The organism is Bradyrhizobium betae, from assembly GCF_004123905.1.
In the GTDB taxonomy this organism is placed as follows: Bacteria; Pseudomonadota; Alphaproteobacteria; order Rhizobiales; family Xanthobacteraceae; genus Bradyrhizobium; species Bradyrhizobium betae_A.
Map to the genome: position 1 here is coordinate 360,666 of NZ_MZXW01000050.1, position 16,371 is coordinate 377,036.

Consider the following 16,371-nt stretch of genomic DNA (forward strand, 5'->3'; position numbering starts at 1 on the left):
CCAGCGTGTTACCGTGTGATCGACAATTCGGCGGGCGCGCCGGTCAGCGTCCGCTTCGGCGAGCAGGTGATGATCATAATCGCCAGCGTCAGGATGTAAGGCGCGGCGTTGAAGAGGTGATAGCCGGAGGTGACACCGACCGATTGCAGCGCGGGGCCCAGCGCCGCGGCGCCCCCGAAGGCGAGCGAGGCCCACAGGCAGAGCAGGGGATCCCAGCGCGCGAAGATCACGAGCGCGACGGCGGTGATGCCCTGGCCGGACGACAGGCCCTCGTTCCAGCTGCCGGGATAGAACAGCGACAGGAACGAGCCCCCGATTCCGGCGAGGAAGCCGCCGACCATGGTCGCGCGCAGGCGGATCAGCAGTACGGAGTGGCCCATGGCGCGGGCGGCATCCGAACTCTCGCCGGCGGTGCGGATCAAAAGGCCCCAGCGCGTGGTGCGGAAGGCCCAATAGAGGATCGGCGCGAGCGCGACGCCGATCAGGAACAGGACATTGACCCGCAGCGCGGCGCGGACCTGCGGGATGTCGCTCCACCAGCCGAAATCGATTGCGGGCAGCCGCGGCGCGGTCGGCTCGATCAGCGGCTTGCCGAGATAGAAGGCGAGTCCCGTGCCGAACAGCATCAAGGCGATGCCGACCGCGACATCGTTGACGCGGGGCAGCGAGCAGATGCCGGCGTGCAGCGCGCCCAGCAGCGCACCGGTGATGCCGGCGGCGAGCACGCCGAGCCAGGGAGAGCCGGAAAGGTAAGAGATGCCGTAGGCGCTCATGGCGCCCATCACCAGCGTGCCTTCGAGGCCGAGATTAATCCGGCCCGAGCGCTCGGTGATGCATTCCCCGAGGCTCACGAACAAGAACGGTGTGGAGACGCGAATGGCGCCGCCGAACACGGCGAGGGGAACGGTCCAGAGTCCGATCGATCCGTCTGCCATCTCAGGATTTTCCCTTCAGAAACCCGATGCGGCCGTAGAGTGCATCGCTGGCCAGCACGAAGACGAAGATGATGCCTTGCAACACCAGCACGGACGCATCGGGCAGGCCGAGGCGGCGTTGCAGCAGGCCGCCGCTGGCGCTGATGCCGCCGAGCAGGATCGCGACGGGAATGATGGCGAGCGGATTTTGCCGTGCGAGGAAGGCGACGAGGATGCCGGTGAAGCCGTAGCCCGCGGCGAGATTAGCATTTGTGCGCCCCTGGACGGCTGCGACCTCGACCATGCCGGCGAGACCTGCGGCACCGCCGGCGAGGAAGCAGATGGTGAGAATGAGTTTGCTGACGCCGAGGCCGACAATCTTTGCGGCGCGGATGTTGCCGCCGGCAACGCGCGCGGCGAAGCCGAACACGGTGTGGTAGATCAGGATATAGGCGGCGATCGCGGCGATCAGACCGAAGACGAGACCCCAATGCACGTCGGTGCCGGGAATGGAGCCGATCATGTTGGCCGCACCGATCTCGCGCGTGGACGGCTTGTTGAGGCTCGCAGGATCGCGCATCGCGCCTTCGACGAGATGATTGAGGATTGCGAGGCCAATGTAGACGAGCAGCAGGCTCGAGATGGTTTCGTTGACGCCGCGATATTGCCGCAGCGCGCCCGACAGCATGATCCACAAGCCGCCGCCGACCACACCGGCGATGACCATGGCGATCTGCACGATGAGCGGCGGCATACCCTGAAGCATCAGTGCGGCGCTCGTCGCCGACAGCGCGCCGATCAACAGCGCGCCTTCGCCGCCGATGATGACCATGCCGAGTTGCGCGGGCAGCGCTGTGCAGAGCGCGGTGAGGATCAATGGCGCCGCGCGCGTCAGCGTGTTCTGCCAGGAGAACCAGGTGCCGAACGCGCCGTAGTACATGTAGAAATAGAGGTCGAGCGGGTTCTTGCCGAACATCGCGACGAAGATGCCGAACACCACGAGCGCGCCGGCGAGCGCCGCGCCCGGGATCAGGACATATTCGATCGTGCCGCCGTGGCGTTGCAGAAAGCCGGGATCAGCGGCCGGGGCAATTGTCCCGGCCGCTTCAGTGGAATCCGCGGCTTCCGTGGTCACGAAGTCGCTCCGATCACGCCTTCGACGAGATAGTCCATCTTCTCGAGTTCAGGATCCTTCTGGCCGCGATCGGTGCCGGCCGGGATGACCGTCTTGCCCTTGTTGTCGACCAGCCCGCCCTTGAAGATGGCGTAGCCTTCCGCCGACAGGAACTTTGCCTTGATGTCGTCGGCATGCTTGCGCGCTTCGGCGGAGACGGCCTCGCCATAGGGCGAGGTCTTGACGATCTCTTCCTTGAGGCCGCCGCGATAGAAGTTCGGGATGCTCTCGCCGGCGGCGATCATCTTGACGAACTTCGGATAGAGCGCTTCCCAGTTCCACTCGGCGCCGGTGAGATACGCCTTCGGCGCCAGCGGCGACTGGTTGACGTGATAGCCGCAGACAAAGGCGCCGCGGCGCGCCGCGTTCTCGACCATGGTCTTCGGACCGTCGACATGGCAGGTGAGCACGTCGACGCCCTGGTCGATCAGGCTGTTGGTGGCTTCGGCTTCCTTGACCGGCATCGACCAGTCGCCGGTGAAGATCACCTGCGTGGTAGCCTTCGGGTTGGCGAGCTTGGCGCCGAGCGCGAAGGCGTTGATGTTGCGCAGTACCTGCGGGATCGGCTTTGCCGCGACGAAGCCGACCTTGCCGCTCTTGGAGGTGTAGCCGGCGACGATGCCCGAGATGTACTGCGCTTCGTCGATATAGCCGAAATAGCTGCCGGCGTTCTTCGGATCCTTGTCGCTCCAGAGGCCGCCGCAGTGCTCGAAGCGGAGCTTCGGGAATTTGTTGGCCATCTTGATCATATGCGGGTTGTAGTAACCGAACGAGGTCGGGAAGAGCAGGGAGGCGCCGTCGAGATTGATCATGGATTCGATCGTCTTCTCGACCGCATCGGTCTCCGGCACCTTCTCTTCCTCGACGACCTTGAGGCCGGGGATCTTCTTCAGTGCCGCGGCGCCCTGCGCATGCGCCTGGTTGTAGCCGTAGTCGTCGCGCGAGCCGACATAGATGAAGCCGATGGTGGTGTCGGCCGCGAAGGCCGGGCGGACGCCCGCTGCAGCGCCCAGCGTGAGAGCCGCGCCGCCTTGCAACAAATGCCGTCGTGAAATCCTGCCAAAATCCATTGGTTGCTCCCTTGGCGGATGCACCGCCTTGATCTCGCGGCTGCGCCGGTCTGGCGGAGCCAGGATAAGATGTCGCAAGCATCGTGCCAGAGGCCATGAAGCATGCATATGGATTTAAGTATTTGAAGTGTATGGAGTATTTTTCACGAATGATTCCTGGCGAGGAAATTGGCAGATTAATTCATGGGCAGTATTTTATGATTGTATGCAGACGAGTTAAGCAGTCTTAACCGGCTCTGGCATGTGTACGACGGGCGCCGGACGGTCTGCCGCCAAGGCGCATTCATGCTAACCACGCGCTGGTTGGGACGGCGCCGGCGGCATGATTTTGCTGGCACCGAACTTGTATCGATTGTCGCCAGGGCTGCAGCCGCTGTGGTTCCTAGAAGATGGAAAGCTCGCCGAGATGGGTGCTGGTAACGCCGTTCACGATGCATCACTCGGCAAGGAGATCGTTCGGCGCATCAACGAGCTCGGTGCGATCTCGGAAGACCCCGAAAAGCTCACCCGCATCTATCTCAGCAAGGAGCTGCGGACCGCTGCGGAGCTCATCCTGGGCTGGATGCGCGAGGCCGGCATGAGCGCGCATCTCGACGCGGTCGGCAATGTCTGCGGTCGCTACGAAGGCGAACGGCCGGGTGCAGCCTGCCTGATGCTGGGCTCGCACTACGACACCGTGCGCGACGCCGGCAAATGGGACGGGCCGCTCGGCGTGATCACGGCGATCTCCTGCGTCGCCGATCTCAATCGCCGGGGCAAGCGCCTTCCCTTTGCCGTCGAAGTCATCGGCTTTGCCGACGAGGAGGGGGTGCGTTTCGCGTCCACACTGCTCGGCAGCCGAGCGGTGGCCGGCACCTTCGACGAGAGCGTCCTGAACACGCGCGATCGTGACGGCGTGTCGATGCGCGATGCGCTCGTGACGTTTGGCCTCGACCCCGATCACATCGGTGCGGCCGCGCGGGCCCGCCGCGAGCTGCTCGCCTATCTCGAATTGCACATCGAGCAAGGACCGGTGCTGGAAGCCGCGAGCCTGCCCGTCGGCGTCGTCACTGCGATTGCCGGCGCAACGCGGCTTGCCGCGCGGCTGACCGGCATGGCCGGTCACGCCGGCACCGTGCCGATGGCGCTACGTCGCGATGCGCTGACAGGCGCCGCCGAATGCATCGGCGCGATCGAGCAGTTTTGCCGCACCGACGAAAGCGGGCTGGTCGGTACCGTCGGCTATATCCAGGCGCGGCCCGGCGCGACCAATGTCATTCCCGGCGAGGTGTCGTTCACCATCGACATGCGCGCGCCGACCGACATGCACCGCAAGCGTGCGGTGGCTGATATCGTCCGCCAGATCGAAGCGATTGCAAAGCGCCGGCAGCTGTCCCTTCAGCTCGACGTCACCCATGAGAACCGCACCGCGCCATGCGCGCCCTGGCTAAAGGAGCAGATCGCGCAGGCGATCGCCGCCGAAGGCTTTGCCGCCTTCGAGCTGCCGAGCGGGGCAGGACACGACGGCATGGCCATGATCGACATCGCCGATGTCGGCATGATCTTCGTTCGCTGCCGCGGCGGCATCAGTCATCATCCGGACGAGCATGTCGAGCTTGCGGACGCCGATGCCGGCGCACGGGTGCTGCTGCGGGTGGTCGAGAATTTCAGGCCGCGGGAGGACCGCTGACCGGCTGGAGCCCGCAAGTCACCGGGTAGAGACACGAATCAGACACGTGTAAAACGGTGACCGCCACCACGTGACATCAACCGATTGACGCATATGAACAGCGACATCTCTTTTTCATCGCATCGCGAGAACCGCTTTTACCAGGGCGCGGCTGCGACGTTTGTCGCCAACGCCCTTCAGGCGGTCAATTTTCTCGGTGACCGGTTCACGAGGAAGTCGCCTCATTCGCTGTCGGCGATCGAGGACCTTTACCGGCACTCGATGGACAGCGCCTTTTCGGTGACCGAGGCCTTCCTCGTCACGGGGGCGCCGCACGCCTCCGCCTACTATCCGCGCGATTTCGCCTGGTTCTATCCTGACGTGCTCGATCCCGAGACCATCATGGATGGGCAGGATGCGGTGCGCCGGGTGCATCTGCTCGAGAAAAGCGTCCGTCTCTTGCTGGAGGCGGTTCGCGCCGACGTCGTCACGACAACCATCGTCCCGGCGGGGCGCCGCCGGTATCTCGGCGTGAACTATTTCTCGCGGCCCTCGGATACGCTGCTCGGTATTCTCGCCGGTCTCCAGCAGATGCTCTCCGCCGAGGAGAGGGTGTCATCCCATCTGGCGATGTCGCAATGTGCGCATGCCGGCCGCCTGTTGCTGGCCGAATATGGTGTAGACCTGAAGCGCGCGATCCTCCGGCTCGCGAGCGAGCTGGAGCCGTTCGAAGACGGCGGTAACAGGTACTTGCTTTGCGACGCCCGCGCGCCGCGTTCCGCGGCGACCGATACTCGTGCCGAGCGCAGGCGTTTCGTCACCAACGCCTGCGTGTACACAACGTTCGTATGGGGTGTGCAGCTCGGAATCGTCGACGAGAACGAGCTGAAGCGGCTGCTCGGGCGCGACCTTGCACAATACAAGCAGGACCTGCTCCGTCTGTTTGGCAAGGACGGCTATATCGCGCATTCGCTGGATGGCCCGGCGGGCTCGCCGGTGTCATCGGTCGCGCTGGATTTCGTCAGCGTGCATCGCGGTTTCTGGGACATGAACGATGCCAGCGAGCGCGCGCTGTTTGCGGCCACGACGGATCTGGTCATTGCCGAGCCGCGCTTCCGCATCCCCAGCACGTTCCACTTCCTCGTGTCCGCGGATAATCCGCGGAACAAGATGATCCACAAGATCGCGGCGCCCGCCTATCAGGGGCGTTCCTCCTGGCCGACATTCAACGTCGAGTTCGCGGATCGCATGCTGGACTACGATGAAGCCTCGGGGAGCGATACCTACCGGGCTTGCGCGCAGGGGATATTGAAGGACATCCGGACCGCGACCGAGGTCCACGGCGGATACCAGGAGCTGATCTCGGAACACGGTCTGAAATATCGCACCTGGGCTTATAAGGGCGCGGTGGCGCATTCCTGGTTTCCGCGTTTCCTGTCGGTCTGGAGGAGGGCGTACGGAACGCCGCTCCTCCAGTGGAATGACTGATCGGCGCGCTATCCCGCCGTCACGTCCACCAGTTCGCCGCCTTCGAGAACCTTGGCCGCCTTGGCGCGATCGAGGTCGCCTTCCCAGGCAGCCACGACCACGGTGGCGACGCAGTTGCCGGTGAGGTTGCCGACCGCGCGGGCCATGCCGATGAACCAATCGACCGACAGCACCAGCACGAGGCCGATCGCGGGAATGCTCGGCACCGCGTTCAGCGTCGCCGCCAGGATCACGATCGCCGAGCCAGGCACGCCGTGCGCGCCTTTCGACGTGATCAGGGAGACGCCGAGCACCAGAAGCAGATCGCCAAAGGACAGCGGCGTGTTGGTCGCCTGCGCGATGAAGACGACGGCAAGCGTGAGGTAGATCGAGAAGGCGTCGAGGTTGAAGGAATATCCGGTCGGAATCACGAGGCCGACCACGGAATCCTTCACGCCCATCCGCTCGAGCTTCTTCATGATCTGCGGCAGCACCGCGTCGGACGAGGCGGTCGCGAGCACGATAGTGAGCTCCTCGCGCAGGTAGGCGAGGAATTTGAGGATGTTGATGCCGGCGAGCGCCATGACGCTGCCGAGCACGCCCAGCACAAAGATGCCGACCGAGACGTAGAACAGCATCACCAGTGACACGAGCTGCTTCAGCGAACCGACGCCGTATTTGCCGACGGTGTAGGCGACCGCGCCAAGCACGCCAAGTGGAGCAATCCGAACAATAAGCCCCATGACACGGAACAGCACAGTGGAGGCGGCGTCGATGATGGAGGTGACGAGCTGGCCCTTCTCTCCGCCGACGAGTGCAAGACCGACGCCGAACAGCACGGCAAAGAACAGCACCTGGAGCACGTCGTTGCGCGACAGTGCGTCGAAGGAGGTGGTCGGGATCACGTTCATCAGGAACGCGCCGATGCCGCCGCCTGACAGCTTGTGTGCGTTGTCGGCATAGGTGTTGAGCGCCTTGGCGTCCAACGTCGCGGGATCGATGTTCATGCCGTGGCCTGGGCCGAACAGGTAGGCGAGCAGCAGGCCGACGACGAGGGCGACGGTGGTCATCACCTCGAAATAGAGCAGCGCCTTGACGCCGACCCGGCCGACCTTCTTGAGGTCACCGGCGCCGGCAATGCCGTGGACGACGACACAGAACACGATCGGGGCCACGATCATCGAGATCAGCTTCAGGAAGGCGTCGCTGAGGATCTTGAGGCTGACGGCGAAGTCCGGGACGGCCATGCCGAGGATGATGCCGAGCACGAGCGCGGCCAGGACCTGGACGAACAGCGAGGTGTAAAGCGGCTTGGGCTCGGCGGCCGGGGCCGCGGCAATGGTCGACATGGTGAACTCCCCCGATTTGACGCGTCTTGGACGTCAAAAAGGAGCAACTCCTGTGCCAGATTGTCGCGTTTTCCTCTGGAAACGGCCTATTCCGCCGCCTTCGCCGTCCGGCCGAACATCCGCGTCGGCGCCGGGAAGCCGCAGGAGCTGCCGTCGGTTACCTTGACCTGGTCTTCCCACGGCAGGCGATAGGTTCCCGCAACCATGTCCTGCATGAACGTGTAGGGGCAGTCCATCGCGCCGCCCTTCACCGCGACATAGCCGCGGTGCCAGAGCTGGTAGATGTTGTTCTCGACGCCCCAATTGATGCGGGCTTCGCGCACGAGGTCCGGCCGGACCTCGGCCGTGATGATCTCGTCGGCGCGGCCAGTGGTGCCGTGCGCCAGCACGGTGCCGTCGAAATTGACGATCATGCCTTCGCCCATGGAATCGAACGAGCCGTCCGAGCCGCACATGCAGACATTCGCGGTGACCATCAGGTTCTGGAACGAATTGGCCTGGTTGGTGAAGCGCCAGGCGTCGCGGATCGGCGCGGTGTAGCCGGCGGTGCGGATCATGATCTCCGCGCCCTTGTAGGCGCATTCCCGCGCCATCTCCGGGAACATGCCGTCATGGCAGATGATCAGCGCGATCTTCGCACTGTTCGGCCCCTCGATCACGGGAATGCCGACATCGCCCGGCTCCCACGGTTCGACCGGAATCCAGGGATGGAGTTTGCGGTAGTAGAGCTTGATCTCGCCGTGGTCGTCGATGATCAGGCCGGAATTGTAGGGATTGCCGTGCGGGTTGAACTCCATGATGGAGAAGCAGCCCCAGATCCTGTTGTCGACACAGGCCTTCTTGAAGGCCGCGACCTCGGGCCCGTCGAGCCGGCACATGATCTCGGGATTGGTATCCATCGAGAGGCCGTGCAGCGAGTATTCGGGGAACACCACCAGATCCATGGTGGAGAGATTGCGGCGGGCCTTGCCGACCATCCAGACGATACGCTCGGTCTGCCGGGCCAGATCGGCCCGCGTCACGACATTCGGCAGTTGCAGCTGCACGAGCCCGATGACAACGCCGTTGGGAGATTTGTTCAGCCCGCCAAGCCCGTTCATGATCAGCTCCCTTGTTCGGCTTCCTTGCCGTCCGCGCGGCGCCATTGCGCGCAGTTTCCGGAAGAGCAAATCCGATTTTGACGGCGCGCAAAAGTCCATTTTTCAGGCGGCAGGCGAAAGTCGCGCGCGTGAGGATCGTAGCGCTCCCCGGAGGAGGCCGACGCACATTGTTGCGGCGCGCCGTGCCTCAAGTCTCGGCTTGACCCTCCAATCCGCCTAATGTCAGACTTATGACATGAGTACAGCAAAGCGACATATCGCCAGCCTTCGTGACGAATATGCCGAGATGACACGGCAGCGCATCGTTGCGGCCTTTGTCGAGACGCTGGAGGACGAGGCGGCCGACGACATCTCCATGGCCGCTGTCGCCAAGCGTGCGAGGGTGGCCGAGCGAACCATCTATCGGCACTTCAGGACCCGTGCGGAGCTGTCTGCCGCGGCCGGTGAATGGATCGAGGACAACGTCTTCAGCTATATTCCCTTCACCTCGCCCGACGAGCTGCCCGAGATTTTCCGCAAGCTGTGCAAGCGATTTGATCGTCATCCGCATCTGGCGCGCGCCATTGCAGTGACGCGGGCAGGCAGACGGATGCGCGCGGACTTCCGGCGGCACCTGATCGGGCAGCATCACAAGGCGATGGCGCCACTGGTGCGGCATCTTCCCGCGAAGGACGTACGCCAGGCGGAGGCGCTCGCGTCCTATCTCAACAACGTGCTGGCCTGGAATGCGATGCGCGAGGACTTTGGCATGTCCGGCGCCGAGATCGCCGACGCGATCGAGTGGGCGCTCACCACCCTTTTGAAGGATGTCCGTCAGCGCGATGCCGCCGCGGCGCGCAACGGCAAGGCTGGCAAACCGCCGCGGAAGCGAACCACGGCTGCGAGAGCACCGGCGTAGAGTGAGGCAGGCCATGAATGCGATCCCCGACGACCTCTTGATCAACGCGCCCGACGAAGTTCGCATCCGTCAGGATCTGGTGCTGACGGCGCTCGGGCGCCGTCCGGCCGATCGCTCCTTGCGTGTCGGCAGGTTGCTCGATGTGCACAGCCGCACCTGGAGCGAGGATCAGGAGATCGTCTTAAGGGGGCGGCGCATCGCCTGGATCGGGCCGGCCGGCAGCTATCCCGGCGAGGTGCGCGAGCGCGTGCATCGGCCGGATCTTGCCGCCGTGCCGGGCTTCGGCGAGGTGCACAAGCATATCGAAAGCTCGCATCTGACGCCGGAATGGGAGGCCGCGCTGGTGCTGCCGCATGGCAATACCTGGACCTGCGAGGCGAGCCACGAATTCTCCAACGTCAACGGTGCACGCAATCTCGAATTCTGGTTCGAGGCACGCCGCCGTGGTTCGCCGCTCAAGATCTTTCCGCAACCCGGTTCGGCGGTGCCACCGACGGCCTACGAATGGGGCGGCGGCTGGTATGGCCACGATGAGCAGGCCCGCTTCATGGGCGAAAGCCTGATGGTCACCGGGCTCGACGAAGTCATGGACTGGCCGGCGGTGTGGAATCCCGACAATCCTTCCTACAAGCGGCTCTGGGGCATGATCGAGGCGACGTTCGCGGCGCGCGGCGTCGTCGAAGGCCATGCCTCCGGCTTGCGAGATCTGCCCTCCATCAACGCCTTTGCAGCAGCCGGGCTTGCGTCCGACCATGAAGTGCAGACGCCGGAGGAAACCTGGGACAAGCTCACGCGTGGCCTGTTCGTCGAGCTGCGCGTCTATGCCATGGACGAGATCGTCAAATGGCTGCTCGCGAGGGGTTTGCAGGACTGGTCGCAGATCGCGTTCACTACGGATGACCGCAGTGCCAGCCACACGCTCGAGCTCGGCGCCAGCGATCACAATGCACGGGTCGCGATCGAGGCCGGCCTTGCGCCGGAAATCGCGATCCAGTGTCTCACCATCAATCCGGCGCGGCACATGCGCCTCACGCCGTTCGTCGGCAGCCTGGCTCCGGGGCGCTTCGGCGACGTCGTGCTGCTGTCCGATGTTGCCAAGCTCACGATCGCCGAAGTGTGGGCCGATGGCGGACAGGTGTCCGAGGGCAAGCGTTACCTCGGCCAGGTGCCCGAGATCCAGTGGCCGGATTGGGCAACGAAGACGGTCAACATCAGGCGCGCGATCAAACCTCAAGATTTCGAGCTGCGGGCCGAGCCCGGTCGCGCCACGATGAAAGCGGCGGTGATCCGTCCCTTCCATTGGCATCCCGAATTCTACACGCTCGAGCTGCCGGTGCGTGACGGTGCCGTGCAGCGCGACGAGAGTGAAGCCATCACCAAATTTGCCATCGTCGACCGCTTCTCTGGCGACGGGCGCGTCGCAAAGATGTTTTGGCGCGGCTGTGGACCGCGCACGCCGGAGACGGCAGTTGCCTGCTCGGTGGCGCACGACAAGCACAATATCTGGGTGGTCGGTTCGTCCGATACGGCGATGGCAAAGGCGGTGAACGCGCTGATCGCGCTTCAGGGCGGGTGGGCGCTGGTGCGCGAGGGCGAACTAGCCGCCACCGTGCGCTTCGAGGTCGGCGGGCTAATGAGCTGTCGCTCGGCGCACGCGCTCGATGCAGAGATGCAGGCGCTTTATGCAGAAGGACGCAAGGTCGACTGGATGTATGAGCCGACGTTCCGGCCGCGCTGGTATCCGGGATTCCCGGAGCGGCTGATGTTTGCAACGCTGACCTGTGCGCCCTGGAGCTGGGTGCTGGTGGCGCCGTGCGAGCAGGCGCCGCTCGGTTTCATCAACGTGCAGACGGGCGAAGCGCACCCGGTGGTCTGGTAGGGGAGGACTGGGATGGACGAGATGACGAAGCCGCAAGAGGCTTCCGCAGAGGCGGCGCCGCCCGCTGCCTCGGGACTGCTTGATCGCACCTTTGGCCTCACCGAGCGTGGCACGAGCGTTGGCCGCGAGGTGATGGCCGGAGCGACCACGTTCGCGGCGATGGCCTATATTATCGCCGTGAACCCGGCCATCATGTCCAACGCCGGAATGGACCGTGCCGATCTCGTCAGTGCCACGGCACTCGCCGCGATCGTCGGCTCGGTGATGATGGGGCTGTGGGCCAATCTGCCGCTCGCCGTTGCGCCGGCGATGGGATCGAACGTCATCTTCACCTATGTCATCGTCAAGCAGATGGGCATGCCCTGGCAGGGCGCGCTCGCGATGGTCGCCTTCACCGGCGTGCTGTTCCTGATCCTCAGCCTGTCGAAGCTGCGCGAGAAAGTCGCGAAGGATGTGCCGGAAGCGCTGAAGATCGGCATCCAGGCCGCAGTTGGGACCCTCATCGTCTTCATCGCGTTACGAGGCGCCGGATTCGTGGTCCAGAACCCGTCGACCTATATCGCCATGGGATCCCTGCGTAGCCCGCCGGTGCTGCTGACGCTGTTCGGCCTCCTGCTCACGCCGGTGCTGGTCGCGCGCCGGGTGCCGGCGGCGCTGATCCTGTCGATCGCGTTGCTCACCGTGATCGGCTTCTTCGTTCCCGGCGTCAACGGCAAGATGGTGACGTCGGTGCCATCAGCGATCATGGCGTGGCCGCGCTGGCCGACCAGCACCTTCATGGCGCTCGACATCGGCTATCTCTTCAGCCATTTCGTCGTGGCGTTGCCGCTGCTGTTCTATTTCCTGTGTGCTGAATTCTTTTCGACGCTGGGCACGCTGATCGGCGTGACGGGCGCCGCCAATTTGCGCAAGCCCGACGGCTCGATCCCGAATGCCACCGCTGCATTTGCGACTGATGCGACGGCATCCATCGTCGGCCCGCTGCTCGGCACGTCGGTGGTGACGGCCTATATCGAGTCGATCACAGGTGTGCAGGCTGGAGGCCGGACCGGCCTGACCTCGCTGACGGTTGCTGGATTCTTCTGCCTCGCTTTGTTCTTCTGGCCGATCTTCGTCATCATCCCGCCGCAAGCGACCGTGCCCGCGCTGGTGCTCGTCGGCGTGCTGATGATGCAGGGCCTCGCCCGCATCGACATGACCGATCTCGGCAATGCGGTTCCGATCGTGCTGACATTATTGGTCACCGTGCTGACCAATAACCTCATCAACGGAATGGCCCTGGGAACACTGAGCTATATTGCCCTGGAGATGGCGGTCGGCCGGCGGACGCAGATTCCCGCGATGGTGTGGGGCTTAGGCGTCGTGTTCATCGCTTACGCGATCGTGATCGCGCAGATCTTTTGACGCGTGCGTCAGGCTGCGAGGTCCAGCAATCGGCACGATCCGCGCACCAGCGCCTTGCGCCCGGCCGGTGTCATCGCTGGCGCGCCGTCATCGACCACGACAAGGCCGAGCGCGACCAGGCTTTCGACGACATAAGCCTTCGAGGGGCGACCGTTCGACACCGGCTTGCGAAGCGCCTTCAGCGCTTCCCACTGGTCGGGTGAAAGATCGAAGTCGAAATCGTTGCTCATGTTGCCTCAAGCGATAGTACCGTTCGTGCGCCCCTGTTAGCGGCGCTGCATGAAGACCATGCGACGACAATGAGTCCGGAATTCGGTGAGGTGTTTAGAACGTCTCTTCACCAATTGCCGCACGTCGTTGCGCCACAAGCGTTAAGATCGTTTGCGCACGAATATCGTCCCGATCTCCGATCACTAATTGATGATTTGCGCTTGATCGTGTGCAGCTACCGCAGTGCACGGGAAGCATCGCTGTCCCATCCTGCGTCGCGATATGCACAGAAATCGTGAGACGAGGGGGTCGGGACTCTGTTACGCTGATTCGCAGGGGAATGGCTTCACGCGGCAGGAGTGGAGTGCATGGAGCTTGCGTGAAGCTGGCGCCTGACGACGTATCGAGACCTATTGATAAGTCGCCACGATGTCGGACACGGCGCGCTCGAGCTGCTGCGCGGTGGCACATTGGCGCACGACGCTGCAAAAAGTCGCATAGCGCGGCATCTCGGAATCGCCAAAGCCCCAGGCAAGCCGTCCCTCGGGATTGAGCCAGACCAGCCGCTTCGATCGCTCGGAGATGCGGCGCAGGATGTCGGCACGCGGATCGAGATTGTTGCTGCGGGCATCGCCGAGCACGATCACCGTGGTCTGCGGTGTCAGCGTGCTCATGAAGTCCTTCTCGAAATCGACCAGAGACGAGCCGTAGTCGGACGAGCCAAAGCCGACCTTGGACATGATCTCGGCCATTGCCTCTTCGGGCGACTTCTTCTCCAGGATCTCGCTGACCTCGATCGTATGTGAAGAGAATGCGAAGGAGCGGACGTCGTCGACCACCTCGTGCAGCGAGTGGATCAGGAGCAGGAAGAAGTCCGAGACCTGCGCGACGGAGCCGGAGACGTCGCAGAGCGCGACGATTTTCGGGCGGTCGCGGTGCTTGCGCTTCCAGGCGGTCAGGAAGGGGATGCCGCCCCAGGCGGCGTTACGGCGCAGCGTGCGGCGGACGTCGAGATGGCCGCGGCGCTGGCGCTTGCGTGGCTTCGAATAGCGCTCGCGCAGACGCTGTGCGATCCGGCGGATCAGGGCGCGCATCTCGGCAACCTGACGCCGCTCGATGCGGGCAAGCGGCGCGTTGCGCAGGATCTCGTTGCGGAGGTTTTCGGCCTCCTCGCGGGCATAGAGCGCAAGCCCTTGCGAGACCGTGTCGCGCACCGCCTCGCGCAACGCGTCGAGTGCGGCGCGGAGGCGCTCGGCGAGTGCGGGATTGGTTGCGGTCAGCTCGTCGAGCTCGTCGCGCAGGCGCTGCAGGCCCATCGCATCGAGGATACGGCTGGAGAAGATGCCGCGCTGGGTGGAATAGCGGATGTCGGAGAGCGAGGCTGCACCGGAGGCGCTGGCGATGGCGGCTGAGATCGCGTTACGATCCTGCGACAGCAGCATCTGCGCCAGCGGGCCCAATCCTTCGGGTGGTTGACCTTCGCCCGCTTCGCTCGCCGAGCCGGATTGGTCAGAGTGATCCGCGTCCTGCGAAGCGTCGCTATTGATTTCAGGTTGATCCTGCCGCGGTTCTGGCTGGCCGAAGAACAGATCAAAGCAGTCGCCGAGCGCGAGCTTCTCGTCCTGGGACTTGGCGAGCGTCAGCAGAAGCGCATCGCGCAGAACGGTTCGGTCAGAAAATCCGACCTGCGACACCGCGCGCATCGCATCGATGCTTTCGGCGGGCGAAACATGGACGCCGGCCCCGCGCGCCGCCCGAAAGAAACGATGGAGGTTCTCGCGCATCGGGGTCAACCGAAGACGTTGGACCGCGCCGCCTTGGCAATGAAGGTCGTGACCTGCGGCGTTGCGGCCTCGATGTCGGCTTCATACTTCAGGAGCACATTGAGCGTGTCCTTGACGATCTCGGTATCGAGCTCGGAAGCCTGGAGCAGTACCAGCACGCGCGCCCAGTCGATAGTCTCACTCACCGAGGGCAGCTTCTTCAGATCCAGCGAGCGGATTTCGTGGATGAAGCCAACCATCTGCCGGCGCAGCGTCTGCGATATGTTGGGCACGCGGCTCTCGACGATCCGCTCCTCGAGCCGCTGCTCGGGGAAGCCGATATGCAGATGCAGGCAGCGCCGCTTCAGCGCGTCGCCGAGGTCGCGCTCGCTGTTGGATGTCAGAATCACCGTCGGTGGTGTGATCGCCGAGACGGTGCCGAGCTCGGGGATCGTGACCTGGAAGTCGGAGAGGATTTCCAGCAGGAGCGATTCGAATTCGGCATCCGACTTGTCGATCTCGTCGATCAGCAGCACGCAGCCGCCCGGCTGCTCGAGCGCCTGCAGCAGGGGGCGCGGCTCGACGAACTCCTTGGAGAAGAAAACGTCGCCGAAATCATGCAGCTGGTCGAGCGCGGCATGCAGCGTCTGCGCGCCGCCGAGGACTTCGCCGAGCTTGTCCTTCAGGATCTGCGTGTAGAGAAGCTGCTTGGCGTATTTCCACTCGTAGAGCGCCTTGGCCTCGTCGAGGCCTTCATAGCATTGCAGGCGGATCATCTTCTTGCCGCGCCAAGCGGCAATCGCCTTGGCAAGCTCGGTTTTGCCGACGCCCGCGGGGCCCTCGACAAGGATCGGCTTCTCGATCTGTTGCGACAAATAGACGGCCGTCGCGATCTGCCGGCTCGCGATATAGCCCTGCGCGGCGAGGCCGCTCTCCACTGCCTCGATCGCTGTCGAGGGCTTCTGTTCAGCCACGAATTGGCGCTCCCAAAGGTCTTGCTTGAGGCCTGTTCTGCCTGCGTTCCCGGCAAAGAACAAGCCTCGTTTGGGAGACATCTGACCCGCGCGACCGGCGTTTTTTCCGCTTAACGCAAATAGTTGAGCGGTTCGACTATCATGCGGTCAGTGCCGCAGCAGTTCGGGTTTCCGGATCGTCTGCCGGACCTCGGCGCCGCAATCGGCGCACTCATAGACGAAGTCGATCTTGGCAAGGCTCCAATGCGGCTCGACCTCGCGCACATACATTGGCAGGAACCCCATGCATGTCGGGCAAATCACAGGCGCGATTTCGATATCCTGATGATGCTGTACATAAGCTGGCATCTCGGTTCTCCTTCGCAGGCGACCACCAAACCCCGCGCGAAGGCTACTGCCGGTCACCTCAAGGTTGTCATCAACTCTTTCGAACAGAGGTGGAACGGCGGGCGTTTGTCGTTCGCTGTGACATTCTTGTTACGTCTTCTATACTGTAACGGGCGGACCAAATGCCTATTTCA

Annotated in this window: 14 protein-coding genes; 5 read left to right on the forward strand and 9 right to left on the reverse strand. The window is 63.8% G+C overall.

The features are described 5' to 3' along the window. Positions 1–8: 8 nt before the first annotated feature. Genes B5V03_RS34195 through B5V03_RS34205 form a run of 3 tightly spaced genes read right to left on the reverse strand, consistent with a single transcriptional unit; the run spans position 9 to position 3,158 of the window. On the reverse strand, positions 9–935 hold the full coding sequence (locus B5V03_RS34195) for an ABC transporter permease (RefSeq protein WP_129274763.1): 927 nt from the start codon (positions 933–935) through the stop codon (positions 9–11). A 1-nt stretch (position 936) separates the two neighbouring features. Then, positions 937–2,049 (reverse strand): ABC transporter permease, encoded by a 1,113-nt coding sequence (locus B5V03_RS34200; protein ID WP_129274764.1) that lies wholly within the window; start codon positions 2,047–2,049, stop codon positions 937–939. Beyond that, the gene (locus B5V03_RS34205; protein ID WP_129274765.1) at positions 2,046–3,158 is read right to left on the reverse strand and encodes a BMP family ABC transporter substrate-binding protein; all 1,113 of its coding nucleotides are present in this window, start codon (positions 3,156–3,158) and stop codon (positions 2,046–2,048) included. The genes B5V03_RS34200 and B5V03_RS34205 overlap by 4 nt, the downstream gene beginning before the upstream one ends. Positions 3,159–3,564: 406 nt before the next feature. On the opposite strand from B5V03_RS34205, the gene B5V03_RS34210 reads away from it, so the two are divergent. Together B5V03_RS34210 and B5V03_RS34215 are read left to right on the forward strand one after the other, a co-directional pair. Then, the gene (locus tag B5V03_RS34210; RefSeq protein WP_129274766.1) at positions 3,565–4,827 is read left to right on the forward strand and encodes an allantoate amidohydrolase; all 1,263 of its coding nucleotides are present in this window, start codon (positions 3,565–3,567) and stop codon (positions 4,825–4,827) included. A 93-nt stretch (positions 4,828–4,920) separates the two neighbouring features. After that, on the forward strand, positions 4,921–6,294 hold the full coding sequence (locus B5V03_RS34215; RefSeq protein ID WP_129274767.1) for a hypothetical protein: 1,374 nt from the start codon (positions 4,921–4,923) through the stop codon (positions 6,292–6,294). Positions 6,295–6,302: 8 nt separating this feature from the next. On the opposite strand, the gene B5V03_RS34220 is transcribed toward B5V03_RS34215, so the two are convergent. Further along, on the reverse strand, positions 6,303–7,622 hold the full coding sequence (locus B5V03_RS34220) for a dicarboxylate/amino acid:cation symporter (RefSeq protein ID WP_129274768.1): 1,320 nt from the start codon (positions 7,620–7,622) through the stop codon (positions 6,303–6,305). Positions 7,623–7,708: 86 nt separating this feature from the next. Next, positions 7,709–8,722 (reverse strand): formamidase, encoded by a 1,014-nt coding sequence (locus B5V03_RS34225; RefSeq protein ID WP_129274769.1) that lies wholly within the window; start codon positions 8,720–8,722, stop codon positions 7,709–7,711. A 235-nt stretch (positions 8,723–8,957) separates the two neighbouring features. Between B5V03_RS34225 and B5V03_RS34230 the strand changes: the two genes are divergently transcribed. From B5V03_RS34230 to B5V03_RS34240, 3 genes are read left to right on the forward strand one after another with little or no spacing between them, the layout of a single operon-like run. Continuing rightward, positions 8,958–9,620 carry a TetR family transcriptional regulator gene (locus tag B5V03_RS34230; protein WP_129274770.1) on the forward strand — a complete coding sequence of 221 codons (663 nt, stop codon included), beginning with the start codon at positions 8,958–8,960 and terminating at the stop codon, positions 9,618–9,620. Positions 9,621–9,633: 13 nt separating this feature from the next. Beyond that, positions 9,634–11,499 (forward strand): adenine deaminase, encoded by a 1,866-nt coding sequence (locus tag B5V03_RS34235; protein WP_164988470.1) that lies wholly within the window; start codon positions 9,634–9,636, stop codon positions 11,497–11,499. A 12-nt stretch (positions 11,500–11,511) separates the two neighbouring features. Next, positions 11,512–12,903, forward strand: a complete 1,392-nt coding sequence (locus tag B5V03_RS34240; RefSeq protein WP_129274772.1) for an NCS2 family permease — start codon at positions 11,512–11,514, stop codon at positions 12,901–12,903. 8 nt (positions 12,904–12,911) lie between these two features. Here the strand turns inward: B5V03_RS34240 and B5V03_RS34245 are convergent, their stop codons facing one another. The 4 genes from B5V03_RS34245 to B5V03_RS34265 form a co-directional block, all read right to left on the reverse strand. Continuing rightward, positions 12,912–13,133 carry a hypothetical protein gene (locus B5V03_RS34245; RefSeq protein ID WP_129274773.1) on the reverse strand — a complete coding sequence of 74 codons (222 nt, stop codon included), beginning with the start codon at positions 13,131–13,133 and terminating at the stop codon, positions 12,912–12,914. A 390-nt stretch (positions 13,134–13,523) separates the two neighbouring features. Continuing rightward, positions 13,524–14,897, reverse strand: a complete 1,374-nt coding sequence (locus tag B5V03_RS34255; RefSeq protein ID WP_129274774.1) for a vWA domain-containing protein — start codon at positions 14,895–14,897, stop codon at positions 13,524–13,526. A 5-nt stretch (positions 14,898–14,902) separates the two neighbouring features. Then, complete coding sequence (locus B5V03_RS34260) at positions 14,903–15,850, reverse strand: AAA family ATPase (protein WP_164988471.1); 948 nt, start codon at positions 15,848–15,850, stop codon at positions 14,903–14,905. A 147-nt stretch (positions 15,851–15,997) separates the two neighbouring features. Further along, the gene (locus B5V03_RS34265; RefSeq protein ID WP_057749711.1) at positions 15,998–16,198 is read right to left on the reverse strand and encodes a hypothetical protein; all 201 of its coding nucleotides are present in this window, start codon (positions 16,196–16,198) and stop codon (positions 15,998–16,000) included. Positions 16,199–16,371: the final 173 nt, after the last annotated feature.

What these genes read in the sequence shown, in the direction of transcription:
- B5V03_RS34210 (WP_129274766.1), top strand. Translation starts at nt 3,565, where the DNA reads ATGGGTGCTGGTAACGCCGTTCACGATGCATCACTCGGCAAGGAGATC.
- B5V03_RS34215 (WP_129274767.1), top strand. Translation starts at nt 4,921, where the DNA reads ATGAACAGCGACATCTCTTTTTCATCGCATCGCGAGAACCGCTTTTAC.
- B5V03_RS34265 (WP_057749711.1), bottom strand. Translation starts at nt 16,198, where the DNA reads ATGCCAGCTTATGTACAGCATCATCAGGATATCGAAATCGCGCCTGTG.
- B5V03_RS34235 (WP_164988470.1), top strand. Translation starts at nt 9,634, where the DNA reads ATGAATGCGATCCCCGACGACCTCTTGATCAACGCGCCCGACGAAGTT.
- B5V03_RS34220 (WP_129274768.1), bottom strand. Translation starts at nt 7,622, where the DNA reads ATGTCGACCATTGCCGCGGCCCCGGCCGCCGAGCCCAAGCCGCTTTAC.
- B5V03_RS34195 (WP_129274763.1), bottom strand. Translation starts at nt 935, where the DNA reads ATGGCAGACGGATCGATCGGACTCTGGACCGTTCCCCTCGCCGTGTTC.
- B5V03_RS34240 (WP_129274772.1), top strand. Translation starts at nt 11,512, where the DNA reads ATGGACGAGATGACGAAGCCGCAAGAGGCTTCCGCAGAGGCGGCGCCG.
- B5V03_RS34230 (WP_129274770.1), top strand. Translation starts at nt 8,958, where the DNA reads ATGAGTACAGCAAAGCGACATATCGCCAGCCTTCGTGACGAATATGCC.
- B5V03_RS34255 (WP_129274774.1), bottom strand. Translation starts at nt 14,897, where the DNA reads ATGCGCGAGAACCTCCATCGTTTCTTTCGGGCGGCGCGCGGGGCCGGC.
- B5V03_RS34205 (WP_129274765.1), bottom strand. Translation starts at nt 3,158, where the DNA reads ATGGATTTTGGCAGGATTTCACGACGGCATTTGTTGCAAGGCGGCGCG.
- B5V03_RS34245 (WP_129274773.1), bottom strand. Translation starts at nt 13,133, where the DNA reads ATGAGCAACGATTTCGACTTCGATCTTTCACCCGACCAGTGGGAAGCG.
- B5V03_RS34225 (WP_129274769.1), bottom strand. Translation starts at nt 8,722, where the DNA reads ATGAACGGGCTTGGCGGGCTGAACAAATCTCCCAACGGCGTTGTCATC.